At 69.7% G+C, this 14,853-nt stretch carries 12 protein-coding genes; 6 read left to right on the plus strand and 6 right to left on the minus strand.

What is annotated here, in order from left to right; translation table 11 throughout:
- Positions 1-212 precede the first annotated feature (212 nt).
- Positions 213-3,395: an arabinosyltransferase domain-containing protein gene (locus tag AC1DWC_RS03605; protein ID WP_477906203.1), complete on the plus strand. Its 3,183-nt coding sequence runs from the start codon at positions 213-215 to the stop codon at positions 3,393-3,395.
- Positions 3,396-3,407: 12 nt separating this feature from the next.
- Here the strand turns inward: AC1DWC_RS03605 and AC1DWC_RS03610 are convergent, their stop codons facing one another.
- Complete coding sequence (locus AC1DWC_RS03610; RefSeq protein ID WP_477906204.1) at positions 3,408-3,977, minus strand: TetR/AcrR family transcriptional regulator; 570 nt, start codon at positions 3,975-3,977, stop codon at positions 3,408-3,410.
- A gap of 70 nt (positions 3,978-4,047) precedes the next feature.
- Here AC1DWC_RS03610 and AC1DWC_RS03615 point away from each other — a divergent pair, with 70 nt between their 5' ends.
- Entirely contained in the window at positions 4,048-4,620 is a 573-nt protein-coding gene (locus AC1DWC_RS03615) for a dihydrofolate reductase family protein (protein ID WP_477906205.1), read from the plus strand.
- A gap of 152 nt (positions 4,621-4,772) precedes the next feature.
- On the plus strand, positions 4,773-4,961 hold the full coding sequence (locus tag AC1DWC_RS03620; RefSeq protein WP_477906206.1) for a hypothetical protein: 189 nt from the start codon (positions 4,773-4,775) through the stop codon (positions 4,959-4,961).
- Between the two features lie 47 nt (positions 4,962-5,008).
- On the opposite strand, the gene AC1DWC_RS03625 is transcribed toward AC1DWC_RS03620, so the two are convergent.
- The 5 genes from AC1DWC_RS03625 to AC1DWC_RS03645 all read right to left on the minus strand — a co-directional run bounded on the left by AC1DWC_RS03625 (position 5,009) and on the right by AC1DWC_RS03645 (position 10,756).
- Positions 5,009-6,184, minus strand: coding sequence for a lipase family protein (locus AC1DWC_RS03625; protein ID WP_477906207.1), 1,176 nt, complete (start codon positions 6,182-6,184; stop codon positions 5,009-5,011).
- 250 nt (positions 6,185-6,434) lie between these two features.
- Positions 6,435-6,782, minus strand: coding sequence for a UBP-type zinc finger domain-containing protein (locus AC1DWC_RS03630; protein ID WP_477906208.1), 348 nt, complete (start codon positions 6,780-6,782; stop codon positions 6,435-6,437).
- A 185-nt stretch (positions 6,783-6,967) separates the two neighbouring features.
- Positions 6,968-8,404 carry an HNH endonuclease signature motif containing protein gene (locus tag AC1DWC_RS03635; protein ID WP_477906209.1) on the minus strand — a complete coding sequence of 479 codons (1,437 nt, stop codon included), beginning with the start codon at positions 8,402-8,404 and terminating at the stop codon, positions 6,968-6,970.
- Positions 8,405-8,530: 126 nt separating this feature from the next.
- The gene (locus AC1DWC_RS03640) at positions 8,531-9,118 is read right to left on the minus strand and encodes a peroxidase-related enzyme (RefSeq protein WP_477906210.1); all 588 of its coding nucleotides are present in this window, start codon (positions 9,116-9,118) and stop codon (positions 8,531-8,533) included.
- Positions 9,119-9,148: 30 nt separating this feature from the next.
- Positions 9,149-10,756 (minus strand): class I adenylate-forming enzyme family protein, encoded by a 1,608-nt coding sequence (locus AC1DWC_RS03645; RefSeq protein ID WP_477906211.1) that lies wholly within the window; start codon positions 10,754-10,756, stop codon positions 9,149-9,151.
- Between the two features lie 112 nt (positions 10,757-10,868).
- On the opposite strand from AC1DWC_RS03645, the gene AC1DWC_RS03650 reads away from it, so the two are divergent.
- From AC1DWC_RS03650 to AC1DWC_RS03660, 3 genes are all read left to right on the plus strand, one after another.
- The gene (locus AC1DWC_RS03650; RefSeq protein ID WP_477906212.1) at positions 10,869-11,501 is read left to right on the plus strand and encodes a TetR/AcrR family transcriptional regulator; all 633 of its coding nucleotides are present in this window, start codon (positions 10,869-10,871) and stop codon (positions 11,499-11,501) included.
- A 218-nt stretch (positions 11,502-11,719) separates the two neighbouring features.
- Positions 11,720-13,273: an acyl-CoA synthetase gene (locus tag AC1DWC_RS03655; protein WP_477906213.1), complete on the plus strand. Its 1,554-nt coding sequence runs from the start codon at positions 11,720-11,722 to the stop codon at positions 13,271-13,273.
- Positions 13,270-14,829, plus strand: coding sequence for a class I adenylate-forming enzyme family protein (locus tag AC1DWC_RS03660; RefSeq protein WP_477906214.1), 1,560 nt, complete (start codon positions 13,270-13,272; stop codon positions 14,827-14,829). The genes AC1DWC_RS03655 and AC1DWC_RS03660 overlap by 4 nt, the downstream gene beginning before the upstream one ends.
- The last annotated feature ends 24 nt before the right edge of the window (positions 14,830-14,853 follow it).

Here is a 14,853-nt window from a genome sequence, read left to right on the forward strand (position 1 = left end):
GGTCAAGTGGTAAGACCAGTGGCGGTTTCGGTGATGCACGTCTCGGCCGTCCAGTCGGGAAGCTGAGGAAACGGCTGGTGACTGGGTCGAAACCGGCAAATCGGCCACAGCGACCAAGCCGGATCTGGAACCGCACCGCGGCAAGCCGTCTAGCATCGAGCGTCGTGACCGACAGCGCCGTGGACGAGCGACCACAAACAGATCAATCCGATATGACATCGGTGCCCCGTTCCGGGGCCGCTCGAAGTCGGCTCGTGGCGATCGTCGCATCGGTCCTCGGCATCCTGGCCGCGCTTTCGGTGCCGTTCCTGCCCGTGCAGCAGGAGACCGCGAGTCTGTCCTGGCCGCAGGCGGATTCGCTCACCAGCATCGAGGCCCCGCTGGTTTCCTACGCTCCGGTCGAGTTCGACGTGTCGATTCCCGCCGCCGCGGCGGCGCAGCTCGCATCGTCCGGCGGTGTGGTGGTCTCGACCGCTCCGGTGGGCGCACCGGACGCGGCGCGCTACGGCCTCGTCGCCCGGGTGATCCCCGGCGCGGACGGCGCCCCCGCACAGTTCGACGTCGTGCAACGGGACCAGACCCTGCTCTCGATCCCCGTCGACGACCTGGCCGGCCGTTCGGTGACCGTGACGTCGACCCCGGAGCGGACCGTCACCACCTTGACGGGCGGCGATCCCACCACCCTCGACGGGGACTTCCGCCCGCAGCTGGTGGGCGTGTTCAGCGACCTGCAGGGTGACCCTCCGGGCGGTCTCGCGGTGAACGCCGACCTCGACACCCGGTTCACGTCCACGCCGTCCGTGGTCAAGCTCGTCGCCATGCTCGTCGCGGTGCTGGCGACCGCCGTCGCACTGGTCGCGCTGCACCGCATCGACGGACTCGACGGCCGCCGGTCCCGCCGGTTCCTGCCCGCGCGCTGGTGGAAGTTCACCCCGATCGACGCGGTGGTGGTCGGAACCCTGCTGCTGTGGCACTTCATCGGCGCCACCACCTCGGACGACGGCTACCAGTTCACCATGGCCAGGACGTCGCTCGAATCGGGCTACATGGCCAACTACTTCCGCTGGTTCGGGGTCCCGGAGGCGCCGTTCGGCACCCCGTACTACGACCTGCTCGCGCTGATGACGACGGTGACCACCGCCAGCCCGTGGGTCCGGCTCCCCGCGCTGATCGCCGGCATCGTCTGCTGGCTCGTGATCAGCCGCGAGGTGGCGCCGCGACTCGGCGTCGCGGTCGGCAGGAACCGCGTCGCGCTGTGGACCGGCGCACTGGTGTTCCTCGCGTTCTGGTTGCCGTACAACAACGGCCTGCGCCCCGAGCCGATCGTCGCCGCGGGTGTGCTGCTCACGTGGTGCTCCGTCGAACGCGCCATCGCGACCCGGCGCCTGCTCCCGGCCGCCGCCGCCGTGCTCGTCGCCGCGCTCACGGTGACCGTCGGGCCCTCCGGCATCATCTGCTTCGGTGCCCTGATCGCGGGCGCCCGGCCGGTGCTGCAGATCGTCTGGGCGCGGGCCAAGACCGTCGGCTACCTCGCGCTGCTCGGCCCTGTCGTCGCCGCGGGTCTGGTCATCCTCGTCGCCGCCTTCGCGGACCAGTCCCTCGCCGCGGTCCTCGAGATGCAGCGGGTCCATGCAATCCCGCCGACCAACGCCTGGTTCGAGGAGTACAAGCGCTACGAGTGGCTGTTCAACATCAACGCCGACGGGTCCCTGGCCCGACGGTTCGGGGTGTTCGTGATGGTGCTCTCGATCGTCGCGAGCCTGGTGGTGATGCTGCGGCGCGGCGGGCGGATCCCCGGCACCGCGTCCGGCCCGTCCCGCCGGATCATCGGCATCACCGCCGCCGCGATGGTGCTCATGATGTTCACGCCGACCAAGTGGACCCACCATTTCGGGATCTACGCCGGCCTGGCCGGTTCGCTCGCAGTGCTGACCGCCGTCGCGGTGGGCCCGCTGGTGCTGAGGTCGAGGCGCAACCGGGCACTGTTCGCGGCCGCCGTGCTGTTCGTCCTCGCGCTCGCCTTCACCAGCAGCAACAGTTGGTGGTACATCTCGGCCTGGGGTGTCCCGTTCTGGGACAAGCCGGTGATGATCGCCGGGGTCGGCGCGGGCACCATCCTGCTCGCCGCCACGGTGGTGATGCTGCTCGTGGCGGCCTGGTGCTTCGTCCGAGAACCGCACGAGGACCGGTCGGCGTCGCCCGGCCGCGTGTGGTCGATCCCTCCGCTGGCCGTCGCGGCTGGGCTCATGGTCGCGTTGTTCGTGCTCTCGATGACCAAGGGCGCGATCGCCCAGTACCCGTCCTTCTCTGTCGCAAAATCCAACATCGGTGCCCTCGCCGGACATGCCTGTGGCCTGGCCGAGGACGTACTGGTCGAGACCGACACCAACGCCTCCATGCTGCAACCGCTCACCACCGCACCGGCGAACGCGCTCGCAGCGCAGAACGTCGGGTTCACCCCGAACGGCGTGGCCGGCGACCTGACCTCCGACGAGAAGGCCGCCTCGGAGGGCATGGCCACCTCTCTGGACAACGAGGACTCCAAGTCCAGCAACGCCGCCGGCACCGCCGGCGGACAGGGCGCCTCCGGCATCAACGGCAGTTCCGTCGCGCTGCCCTTCGGTCTGGACCCGGCCCGGACGCCGGTCCTCGGCAGCTACGGGGCGAAGGGCCCGGCGTCGCTGACCTCGGACTGGTACGCCCTGCCCGCCGGCGGCGACCTCGTCTCGATGTCCGTCGCGGGTCGGGTGTACTCGGTGAACTCCGACGGGATCGAGACCCCGGGTGCCCGCGTCGACCTCGACTACGGTGTCCGCGGGGCGGACGGGATCGTCCAGAAGCTGGGCAGTGCGCTGCCGATCGACATCGGCCCGGCCCCCTCGTGGCGCAACCTCAGGGTGCCGCTCGACCAGCTCCCGGCCGAGGCGAATGCCGTTCGGATCGTGGTCGCGGACAACGACGTCCGGCCGGACCAGTGGCTCGCCGTCACGCCGCCGCGGGTCCCGCAGACCCAGGCCCTCGACGACCTGATCGGGTCGACCACACCCACCATGATCGACTGGGAAGTGGCACTGCAGTTCCCGTGCCAGCAGCCGTTCAACCATCGTCTCGGCGTCGCCGAGATCCCTGAATACCGCATCCTCGGGGACCGCCCCGGCGCGGTGATGACGAGCCTGTGGCAGGACCACTTCGGCGGCGGCCCCCTGGGGTGGATCGACCTGACCGCCACCGGCCGCACCCTGCCGACCTACCTGAAGGACGACTGGAACCAGGACTGGGGCAGCCTGGAGAAGTACACCCGCCGCGACGCGAATTCCGTACCGGCACAACTCGACACCGCGACGGTGCCGCGCTCGGGCACGTGGACTCCGGGGCCGATCAACATCGCGTGGTGAGTCGAGTGACGCTCACTGCGGGAGGAGGCCCGCAACCAGGTCGTCGACGATCTCGTCGGTCGACCGGTCGGGCATCAGCGGCGTGGTGAGGCGATCGAAGACGAGCCCGTCGACGGCGTAGTGCAGCAGCGCGATCTCGCGGGCGCCGCCGGGCAGTCCGGCCGCGGTGTTGAAGGCCACGTCCGCCTCGAAGCCCGATCGTCCCCAGTGCGAGAGCAACTCGGCGACCTCGGGGCGGCGCGTGCTCTCGAGTCGGAGCTCGAAGAGCGCCAACGTCACCTCGCGATTCTCGGTCAGCCGCCGGACGATGTAGCGCACGTAGTCGGCGAACAGCTCGCGGCTCGGCTCCCGGCCGGCCAGCGAGGCGAGCACGTCCTCGCTCGGCGTCAGCCGCTCGCCGATGCGCTCGACCAGGCCGGCGACCAGGGCGTCGCGGCTGCGGAAGTAGTTCGAGGTGGTCCCCAGGGGGACGTCGGCGGTGCGATCGACCGCACGGTGCGTGAGCCCCCGCGCGCCCTCGTCGGCGAGGACCCGCAGGCCTGCGTCCGCCAGCAGTTTCCGGCGCTCGTCGTTGCGTGCCATGTGGAAATCGTAGCCGGATCACTACATCTGTTGTACTTTAACCACTACACCTGAAGTGATTGGAGTGGGAATGCGTGAACTCGTGTACTACGTCGCCGTCAGCCTGGACGGGTACATCGCCGGTCCGGACGGTCAGTTCGACGCGTTCGTGATGGAGGGGGACCACATGGGCGATCTCGCGCGGTACGCCGACGCGCTCCCCACGGCGGCGGCCGAGCACCTCGGCATCGACCAGCCGGGCACCGGGTTCGACACCGTCCTCATGGGTTGGAACACCTACGCCGTCGGCCTGGACGCGCCGGGCGGGACCAGCCCGTACCGCCACCTGCGTCAGATCGTGTTCTCCGGCAGCCGCCGCGCCCAGGCCGAGAATCTGGTCGTGACCGATGCCGACCCCGTCGATGTGGTGTGTGAGCTCAAACAGGAACCCGGCGCGGACATCTGGCTGTGCGGCGGCGGCCAGCTGGCGGGCCAACTCGTCGACGAGGTCGACCGCCTCGTGATCAAGCGTCATCCTGTGCTGTTCGGCGCCGGCATCCCGTTGTTCGCGGCCGGCGCGTACCAGCCCGGCGCGTTCGACGTGGTGGACACCCGCACCTTCGGCTCCGGGGTGGCCGTCGTGGAGTACGCGCGGCGGCGCTGAGCGGCCGGGTCGCCGGTCTCCTGGTTCTGCCGCGAGCGGTGACCGCGTGACAGACTCGACGGAAGGGGAGGGTGGTAGCGATGCGACGTCGACACAGGCCTGAGAATGCCCTGGCCGCACCACAGGGGAAGCTCACGCACGAGAAACTGACGATGTACGGCGGGGCTGGCGCGTCGCTGCTCAGCGGCGACTCACCCGAGACCGCGGTCGGCAAGGGCCTCGCCGCCAGCGGGTATGCGGGGGCGACGAAACAGAGCTACGAGTACCACCTCCGCTGGAGTGCGAAGGTCGCGTCGACGCATGGGTTCTGGCGGAAGCTCAAGGTCATCGTGATTGGGTAGTGGTGGCGGGGCGTTGCGCATCGAAGGCAGTGGTCCGCGCGCCTCGCTCAGCCGCCGAACAGTCCCCGCACGAAGTTCATCGCCTCCGGTTGTGCCGCCAGCATGGTCTCGATGTGGCCCGCCGGATACGTCCGGAACACCATGTCCTGGCGGTTGACGGCCATCTCCGCGGCGAGGGTCAGCGCGAACGGTGCGGGCACCATCGTGTCTAGCAGGCCCTGCCCCAGGAACACCGGCCGGTCGTAGCCGGACGCGGGCACGTGCAGCGACTGGCGCACCGCGTCGAGCACCACTGGATCGTCCAACTGGCGGGACATCAGGTCGCCGATCGAGATGCCCGCGAGCAGGGGAGCGGCGTCCGCGTAACACAGCGACTGCACCTGATCGAGGACCCGGAGGCCGACCGGACTCAGGTAGCTGTCGAGTCCCAGGTTCGGTTGCGCCGCACGCAGACCGGCGAGGGCATACGCGATGAACACCGTGGTTCCCTCGAGCGGGAGTTCCGGAAATCCCGGTCCGACCAGTGGCGCGAGCCGGTCCAGGTTTGCCGGGACGCCGGTCGCGACGACGCCGCGGTAGTCCAGTTCCGGGGCGTAGGTGGTCGCGATCGACGCCGTGACCATGGCGGCCTGCCCGCCCTGCGACTGGCCGAGTGCCACCCACCGGTCCGACAGCGACGGCGTTACGGCGCGGGCTGCCCGCACCATGTCGATCACGCTGTGCGCCTCCGACGGGCCGTCCAGGTAGGGGTGCACGCCCGGAGTGCCGAGTCCCACGTAATCCGTTGCCACCAGGGCGTACCCCTGGGTCAGCCACCGCTGCAGGTACGGGCCGACCATCTTTCCGGACACGGTCGGGGCGCAGGCGTCGGCGATCCCGACCGTCCCGTGCGCCCACGAGATCACCGGCCACCCGCCGGGCGGCGGGTTTCCGGGCGGCACGAACACAGCGCCGGTGCTCAGCGCCGGCGCGTTTTGCGGGCCGGTGGTCCGGTACTTCAGCACCGACGCGTGCGCGACGCCGCCCGGCACCGCGTCCCCGGACAACGGGGTGGCGGTGACCACGCTGCCGGGCCCGTCCTGGACCGCGGCGGGCGGTGGGGCGGGCTGCGCTTGGGCGGGGACGGCGAGCAGGCCCGCGGTGAGCGCGGCGGCGATCGCGATCGCGACGCGACTTCTCGGGCGAAGCCGCGGGCGATGTCGGCGACCCTGAGTTGGCGTCATCCTGCCCCCTCGGCTGATGTCGTTACCTCAGTCTGGACGCACGGGACTCCGCGCGGGGAAGAACGGGAGGTCGCGACGTGAATCAGTGGGGCGGTCTGGCGGGACTCCGTGCTCACGGGCGCCCGCTCAGGCGGTGCCGCGGTCGGGATCGGGCGACGGCCGGGCGGCATCGCGCGCCATTGGTTCAGGCGCCGTCCGTGTGCCGGGGGATGCCGAGTGCGGCGGCAGGTCTGCGAATGCCGGGGGGCAGTCAGTGGAGTTGTTCGGCCCAGTCGGGAGGCACCCGCCCAGCTGGTCCGGGTGTGGGCTGGTCCAGCGGGTGGTGCCGCGGCGGCGCCAGCGGGGGACCCTCGTACATCTGTTGGTCCCGGTAGTCGTAGTACCAGTCCTCGTCGGGTTCGAAGCTGGTGATCAACGGATGCCCGGTGGCCTCGGCGTGTTTGCTCGCGTGCTGGCCGGGGGAGCTGTCGCAGCAGCCGATGTGGCCGCACTGGGCGCAGCGGCGAAGGTGGAACCACCAGCCGTCGTGGTCGAGGCACTCGGCGCAGCCGGTGCCGCTGGGTGCGGCAGTGGGGTCGATCCCGGTGGATTCGCTCACCCCTGCCATGAAACGCCCTGTTGGCTTTGGGCACAACCGCTGGCGGACGTGGTGGCAGTGGTCGGCCGCTAGGTGGTCGGCCGGTGGGACATGGCCGTGGAGCTGGCCGGCTCCACCCTTGATGCGGCGCGGACCGGTTGTGGTGGGTGTACAGGTCTTTTGGCGAACGGGCCTGTGCCTGCGGGTCAGACCGTGTGGATCACGCGCCGGTTGTGAGCCGGCCGCGGTCTTCGCGACGGGTCCACCCATGCTGGCGGGGTGAACGACGGGAACCCGTCCGATTCGATCTGCACGGCCCAGTGGTTCCTGTGGATGATCGTGTGGTGCTTCTTGCACAGCAGCACGAGGTTCGACAACGCGGTCGGACCACCCTTGGACCAGTGCCGGATGTGGTGCGCATCGGTCCAGGCGGCGGGCCGTCCGCACCCGGGGAAGGCGCAGCCGCAGTCCCTCGCGACCAGGGCTTTCCGTAGTTTCGGGGAGACGATGCGGGTGGTGCGGCCGACGTCGAGGGGGTTGCCGTTCCGGTCGACGAAGATCGGGGTGACCTGGGCGTCGCAGGAGATGCGGGCGGCGATGGCGGCGGAGATGGGGCCTGCCCAGGGCATGGTGGCGTGGCGGCGTCGGCGGTAGTGCCGAGGCGGTCTGACGTCGGCGCAGCCGTCGCAGTGTTTGCCGCCTGTGGGTCCGGTTGCGTTGTCGGAGTGGTAGTCCCAGTCGTTTCCGGACCAGGCCCCGGTCGCGGGTGTCGGCGCCGTTGCGGCGACCGCGTCCCGTAGTGCATCGACGTCGATCGTCACAGTGACGTGGGGTCGTTCGCCACCCTCCATCGGTCCGCGTGCGGTGTCGAGGTGTCCGCGGATGATCTGTTCGAGGGCGTCGGCGCGGCGTTTGGCGGCGGAGCGAGGGTCGCGGATCGGGTGACCGTCGTCGTCGGTGGTCGGGTGCGGTTTCGACAGGCCTGACAACGCGGTCTGGAGGGCTTCGCCGGTTTCGGCGTCGAAGGTGCCCTTTACGTGCACCCGACCGCCGAGCGTTGTGCTGGCGAAGAACTCGTTGAGTTCGGGGTTTTCCCCGTCGGGTGGCACGGTCCCGTCGAGTTGCAGGAGGAGTTCCAGTGCTCGGGCTCGTCGGCGCAGGACGGTGATGTTCTCGAGGTGTGCGGCGATGAGGAGGTAGGCCTGGCAGTCGTCGGGTCGACCGGTTTCGGGGTCGGGGTGGGCCCAGTCGGTCTCCACCGGCTCGGCCGGCTGGTCGACGGTGAGTTTTTCGAGTCTGGCGAGGAAGTTGACGATCACCTGGACGTGGCCGAGTTCGATCCGGCCAGCGTCGAGGGCGGCGGCCATACGCGGGTGCAGGGGTAGTTCTCGGCCGAGGCGGACGATCTTGCCTGCGTGGCCGGCGGTCATGTGGGTGGCGTCGGCGAGCCAGGAGGTGGTGTCCGCGGCACCGACATGATTGGGCACGCATCTCTGGTCGGCCTCGTACACCAAGCGGACGCGCAGGGCTTCGAGTTCGAGGATCTTCTCCGACAGTTCCGGGACGGTGGTTGCGAGTTCGGTTTCGTCGAGTCGCCATGCCTCGACCCGGGCGGGGTCGGTGAGCATGGCGTCGAGTTTCATACATCGAATTCTACTCGAACGCGCATTCGATCACAATGATGTTTCGCCTGGTGAAAGGCCTGCGGCTCGTGCGTGTTTTTGGTTGCCCTGGGGGCCAAAGTGCGCACAAGCCGCGGGCTCGACCTCTCAGTTGGACGAGTCGATCGCCCGGTCGTGGTGGTGGTACTCGGCATTGGGTGTGTGGCCCATTGCCAGGGACATCCGGTTGGTGAACGCGTACATCGACGCGAGTTCGACGACGTCCCAGATGTCCTGATCGGTCAGCCCGGCGGCCGAGAGGGCCTCGAGGTCGCAGCGCTCGACGGTCGCCGGGTCCTTGGTGAGCTTCTCGACGTACCCGCAGATGGCGCGCCGGCGATCGTCCAGTCCGGCGTGGCGCCAGTTGAACGTGATCTGATCGGCCTTCACGACGTCGCCGAGTTCGACGCGCAGCGCGTGGGTGTGCGAGACCAGGCAGTACGTGCAGCCGTTGATGTTGGACACGACCACCGCGATCATCTCCCGGTCCGCCAGGCTCAGCGTCTCGGTCGGCTCGTTGAGTTGTCGGTAGTGCGAGAACCAACTGGAGAAGCGTTCGGGCCGGTGCGCGTACGCGCGAAAGACGTTGGGGACGAAGCCGAGTTCGGCCTCCGCCTTCGCGAAGAGTGACTGCATGCCGCCCGGCAGATCGGTGATCTCTGGGACGGGGAAGAACTGACGATCGGTGGATTCCATGGGGCCGTAGGACCTTTCGGGGTGCCGGGTTCAGTTGGCGAGCTGGGCGCGCAGCGCGTGCTTGCGGGTCTTGCCGGTCGCGGTCTTGGGCAACGAGTCCACGACCACGACGCGTTTGGGCACCTGGAACCCGGCGAGGTTCGACTTGGCGTGCGCGATCACCCGTGCGGCGAACTCGTCGTCGACGGCCGCGGGGTCGCTCGCCACGATCACGGCACACACCGCCTCGCCCCAGCGTTGGTCGGGCACACCGACGATCGAGCACTCGGCCACGCCGGGTGCGGAGGTGACCACCCGCTCGACGTCGACCGAGGAGACGTTCTCGCCGCCGGACTTGATGATGTCCTTGAGCCGGTCGGTGAACCAGACCACCTGCTCGTCGTCGAGGTGCCCGATGTCGCCGCTGTGGAACCAGCCGTGGGCGAAGGCCGCCCGGTTGGCCTCGGGGTTGTTCCAGTAGCCGCTCGCCACATGCGGTCCGCGGTAGACGATCTCGCCGGTGTCGCCGTCGGGGACGAGTGATCCCTCAGGGTCCATGATGCCGATCCGGACCGTCGGGGTCGCCGGACCCCAGGAGTTGGCCTTGGTGTGACGGTGCTCCTCCCACTGCAGGACAGTCGCGGGCACCACCTCCGTCTGCCCGGAGCCGAGGATCACCGCGGCATTCGGGAACAGTTCGTCCACCTGGTCGAGGAGTTCGGCCGGCATCGGCGCCATCGCGTAGACGGCGCGCCGCACCGACGGCAGACCGGCGCCGATCTCGCCGCGGGCGGCGAGGAGCGCTCTGTACATGATCGGCAGCAGCATCAGATGCGTCGCCGAGTGTCGCTCGATGTCCGCGAGGATCGCGGCGGGGTCGAACTGTGCGTGCAGAACCACCGCGCCGCCGGTGAAGAGCACCGGCAGGACCAGGGTGTTCAGGGCGGTGGTGTGGAAGAGCGGCAGGACGTTGACCAGCGTGGAGGGGTCGGCGCCCCAGCTGTGCCCGATCTGCAGGGCGTTGGTCATGCCGCCGACCAGTACCGAGACATGGCTGACGAGAACGCCTTTGGGGCGTGAGGTGGTGCCCGAGGTGTAGAGGCACTGGACGGTGTCGCGGTCCTCGACGATCACCTCGACGGCGGTCCGGGAGCCGCGCGCGGTGAACTCGTCCCAGTCGATCACGTCCAGGTCGCCGACGGTGCCCGGGGAGCTCTCGCCCACGGCGACGACGGTCAGCTCGGGGTGCTCGCCCGCCAGGAACGTCTCGAGCAGGGGCAGTGCGGCGGCGTCGGCGACGATCGTCGTGACACCGGCGTCGCGCAGGATCCAGGCGATGTCGTCGGGCGACAGGGCGATGTTCACCGGCATCGCGACCAGTGCCGACTTGGCGCAGGCGAAGTAGGTGGCGACGAACTGCCAGGTGTTGCGCATCAGCATCGCGACCGGCTGCTGGCGCGTGAGGCCGGTGTCGAGCAGTGCGTGGGCCACTGCATTGGACGTCTCGTCGAGCTCCCGGTACGTCACCTCGCGTCCGCCGTCGACGACGGCCGTGCGTGCCCCGAACATCTGCGCGGTGCGGGTGAGGGCGTCGCCGACCACCACCCGGGTGGCGAGATTGACGTGTACGGGCGGGATTCCGGCGAGATCGGGCTGCATGACACTCCTCTGTGGTGGCCGTCACACTGACGTTCCGGGCGACGCTAGCAGTGCCCAAACATGCAAGCAAGCATGCCTGCTTGTTTGAATCCGTCGGCTAACATCTGGCTTCGTGACGAAACCCGACGACGGCCTCCCCGGCGACGACAGCATCACCGGGCAGGAGCGGCGGAGCCGGTCGACTCGGCGGAAGATCCTCGAGTCCGCGGTGCAGTGCCTGGCCACGAAGGGCTGGAACGCGTCCACTGTCGGCGTGATCGCCGACGCCGCCGGCACCAGCCGCGGCGCCCTGCAGCACCACTTCCCGACGCGCGAGGACCTCATCATCGCGGCGCTGGACTACATGTTCGACCAGCGGGTGCGTCAGGTCGACGAGGAGCTGGGGCGGTTCGTCGAGGACGAGGGTCGCGAGGAGCATGTGGTCGGGCTGCTGCTCGACTACTACTCCGGCACCCTGTTCAAGGCCGCGCTGCAGGTGTGGACCGTCGCCGGCGCCGACGAGGAACTCCGGAAACACGTCCTCCCACTCGAGCGGAAGTTCGCCCGCGCCGTCCACGACCTCGCGGTCCGGCTGCTTCGCGCGGACGACTCGGACCCGGACACGCATCGGATGATCCAGGCGACGCTCGACCTCGCGCGCGGACTCGGCCTGGCCGACGTGCTCGCCGACGACTCGGCTCGCCGGGCGAAGATCGCGGCGGTCTGGGCGGTGCAGCTGCGGGGCATCAAGTCGCTGCCGGCCTGAGGCGGCCCCGCCGCCCGTGCGTGTTTGACGGGTGCAGGGACCCGTCAAACGCGTACGAGTGCGAAGCGCCTGGCTGAGGTCGATTCGGGGTCGAGCCTGCTGGGGTGTGGCCGGAACGCAAAACAAGCAATCATGCTTGCTTGCCCCGTGGGGTTGGCCTACAGTGGCGGCACGTCCGCCACCTGTGACGCCCGTCACCACACTGATCGGAAGCCTTGATGGACAATGGAATTGGCAACTGGCCGTCGATCCACCACTTGCGCAGGCCGGATCGAACGGCGCTCGTCGACGCCGACACCGGCGCGGCCCTCACCTTCGGCGAGCTCGACCGGCGCACCAACGCGCTGGCCGACGCCATGCGGCAGCGCGGTGTGCGCAAGGGCGACCGCGTCGCGCTGATCACCTTCAACAGCCCGCACATGCTCGAGGTGCTCTTCGCCGCCGCGAAGCTCGGCGCCGTCACGGTCCCGGTGAACTACCGGCTCAGCGCGCCGGAGATGCGCTACATCCTGCAGGACTCGGGCGCCTGCATCGTCTTCCACTCCGCGCAGCTCACCGCGACCGTGCACGACGCCGCCGACGGCACCTACGTGCGGGAGACCGTCGAGATCGGCTCTGCCGCGCAGCGAGTCGCGGGGGAGCGCTCCGCGTACGACGCGCTGCTGGCCTCCGGCGACTCCGCCCGCGTCGAGTACGACATCGGCCACGACGACCTGTGCGTGGTGATGTACACGTCCGGCACCACGGGCCGGCCCAAGGGGGCGATGCTCACCCACGGCAACTTCCTGTGGAACGCCGTCCACAACTTCTCGATCGCCGAGGGCCTCACCCCCCGCGACGTGAACGTCACTTCGGCCCCGATGTTCCACATCGGTGCGCTCGGCATCTTCACCCTGCCCATGCTCTACCTCGGTGCCACGTCGGTGATCCTCGAGTCCTTCGCGCCCGAGGCCTGGCTGGACGCCGTCGAGCAGCACCGGGGCACGGTCGCCTTCTGTGTCCCCGCGATGTGGGCGGCGATCAACAACGCCGCGAGCATCGGCGACCGGGACCTCGGCTCGCTGAAGTTCACCATCTCCGGCGGCGCGCCCTGCCCGGTGGTGCTCATCGAGGCGCTGCGCGATCGCGGCATCACCTTCACCGAGGGGTTCGGGCTCACCGAGACCTCCCCGATCGCCGCGGTACTCGACGCCGACGACGTGGTCACCCACGCCGGTTCCATCGGTCGGCCGGTGCTGCACGTCGACTTCCGCATCGTCGACGACGGCCACGACGTCCCGGTCGGGGAGGTCGGGGAGCTGGTGATGCGGGGGCCCAACATCTTCGCCGGCTACTGGCAGAAGCCGGACGCGACCCGGGAGGCGTTGCGGGACGGCTGGTTCCACTCGGGCGACCTGGCGCGATGTGACGAGGACGGCTACTACACGATCGTCGACCGCAAGAAGGACATGGTGATCAGCGGCGGCGAGAACGTCTACCCGGCGGAGGTCGAGCAGCAGCTCTACCGGCACCAGGCGGTGGCGGAGGTCGCGGTGATCGGCGTCCCCGACGAGACCTGGGGCGAGGCGGTGGCCGCCGTCGTCGTCTGCAAGCCCGGTCAGCAGGTCGGCGGGGACGAGCTGATCTCCTGGCTGCGGGAACGGTTGGCGCACTTCAAGTGTCCCCGCGCCGTCGTGTTCGTCGACGAGTTGCCCAGGACCGCCACCGGCAAGATCCTCAAACGTGAACTGCGTGCGAACTGGTCCGACGGCGCGATGGTGGCAGCGCGATGACCCCGCCGGCCTCCACGATTCCGGCGTTGCTCGCCGACCGGGTCGCGACCGCCCCGGACTCCGCCTTCGTGCACTTCGGCGGTGAGGCATTGAGCTACGCCGAGATCGACGCACGGACCGACCGCGTCGCCACCGGCTGGCTGCGGTTGGGCCTGGGTCACGGGGACCGTATCGCGATCGCGGCGGCGAACTCGCCGGACTGGATCGTCGCGTACCTCGCCGCGGCGAAGATCGGGGCGGTGCTGGTCACCCTCAACGTCGTCTACCGGGAGCGCGAGTTCACCCACATGCTCACGCAGTCGGGCGCCCGGGCCCTGGTCTGCGACGCGGAGTCGAACGGATTCGAGTTCGGCCCCTTCCTCGACGGGCTCCGGCCCGACATCCCGACGGTCGAGCACATCGTGTTCCTCGGCGAGGACGAGGTCCCGGGCGGACGGCGGTGGGCGGACCTCGCGGCCGCCGAACCCGACCCGGAACTGCTGGCGCGTGCCGCGGCGATGATCCGGCCGGCGGACCCGGCGGTGATCCTCTACACCTCCGGCACCACCGGGACCCCGAAGGGCGCCACCCTCACCCATCGCAGCCTGATCGCCTCGGCCGCCGCGCAGGTGGAGCGGTTCGGGCAGACGGCCGCGGACGTGATCCTCGGCGTCATGCCGTTCAACCACGTCGGGGGACTGACCTGCACGCTGGGCTCGACGCTCGCCACCGGGGGCGCCATCGCCCTGCTGCCGAGATTCCACCCGGACCTGGTGGTCGACGCGATGGCCGGCACCCGGGTGACGATGTTCGTCGGCGTCCCCACCATGTACAAGATGGTGCTGGCAGCGGAATCGCTTGCCGTCGCGGACATGTCGAGCGTGAGGCTGTGCGTGGTGGGCGGGTCGAACCTCGAGCCGGCCCTGGCGGCACAGGTGGCGGCGACGTTCGAGGGAGTGCGGATCGCGAACCTCTACGGCATGTCCGAGACGTCCGGCGCCTGCGTCATCTCGCCGCCGGGGGACTCCCTGGAGACTGTCGGCCGAAGCATCGGCACCATGACCGGCGACTTCGAGGGCCGCATCGTCGACGACCGGAACGTGCCCGTGCCCCCGGGCGAGGCCGGTGAGCTGCAGGTCCGCGGCGCGTGCGTCGCCGCCGGCTACTGGCAGCTGCCGGACGAGTCCGCGGCGACGTTCCGCCCCGACGGTTGGCTCGCCACCGGCGACGTCGCATCGATCTCCGAGGACGGACACGTCGTCCTGCTCGGCCGCCAGAAGGAGATGTACGTGCGGGGCGGCTTCAACGTCTACCCGGCCGAGGTGGAGAACGTGCTGGTGAGCGATCCGACGGTGGCGATGTGCGCGGTGATCGGCGTGCCCGACGAGACCTTCGGGGAGACCGGGTACGCCTTCGTGGTGCCGGCGCCGGGGGCCGAGGTCGACCCCGGGCGGCTGGTCGAGGTGTGCCGGGCCACGCTGGCCAAGTACAAGGTGCCCGACCGGATCGAGGTGGTCGAGTCCCTGCCGATGACGCCGGCCGGCAAGATCCGCAAGGTCGCGCTGAAGCCGCGTTAGGCGGCTGCGCCACTCGTGCGTGGT

The organism is Rhodococcus sp. P4_C10, from assembly GCF_056402135.1.

What these genes read in the sequence shown, in the direction of transcription:
- AC1DWC_RS03605 (WP_477906203.1), top strand. Translation starts at nt 213, where the DNA reads ATGACATCGGTGCCCCGTTCCGGGGCCGCTCGAAGTCGGCTCGTGGCG.
- AC1DWC_RS03610 (WP_477906204.1), bottom strand. Translation starts at nt 3,977, where the DNA reads ATGGCACGCAACGACGAGCGCCGGAAACTGCTGGCGGACGCAGGCCTG.
- AC1DWC_RS03615 (WP_477906205.1), top strand. Translation starts at nt 4,048, where the DNA reads ATGCGTGAACTCGTGTACTACGTCGCCGTCAGCCTGGACGGGTACATC.
- AC1DWC_RS03620 (WP_477906206.1), top strand. Translation starts at nt 4,773, where the DNA reads ATGTACGGCGGGGCTGGCGCGTCGCTGCTCAGCGGCGACTCACCCGAG.
- AC1DWC_RS03625 (WP_477906207.1), bottom strand. Translation starts at nt 6,184, where the DNA reads ATGACGCCAACTCAGGGTCGCCGACATCGCCCGCGGCTTCGCCCGAGA.
- AC1DWC_RS03635 (WP_477906209.1), bottom strand. Translation starts at nt 8,404, where the DNA reads ATGAAACTCGACGCCATGCTCACCGACCCCGCCCGGGTCGAGGCATGG.
- AC1DWC_RS03640 (WP_477906210.1), bottom strand. Translation starts at nt 9,118, where the DNA reads ATGGAATCCACCGATCGTCAGTTCTTCCCCGTCCCAGAGATCACCGAT.
- AC1DWC_RS03645 (WP_477906211.1), bottom strand. Translation starts at nt 10,756, where the DNA reads ATGCAGCCCGATCTCGCCGGAATCCCGCCCGTACACGTCAATCTCGCC.
- AC1DWC_RS03655 (WP_477906213.1), top strand. Translation starts at nt 11,720, where the DNA reads ATGGACAATGGAATTGGCAACTGGCCGTCGATCCACCACTTGCGCAGG.
- AC1DWC_RS03660 (WP_477906214.1), top strand. Translation starts at nt 13,270, where the DNA reads ATGACCCCGCCGGCCTCCACGATTCCGGCGTTGCTCGCCGACCGGGTC.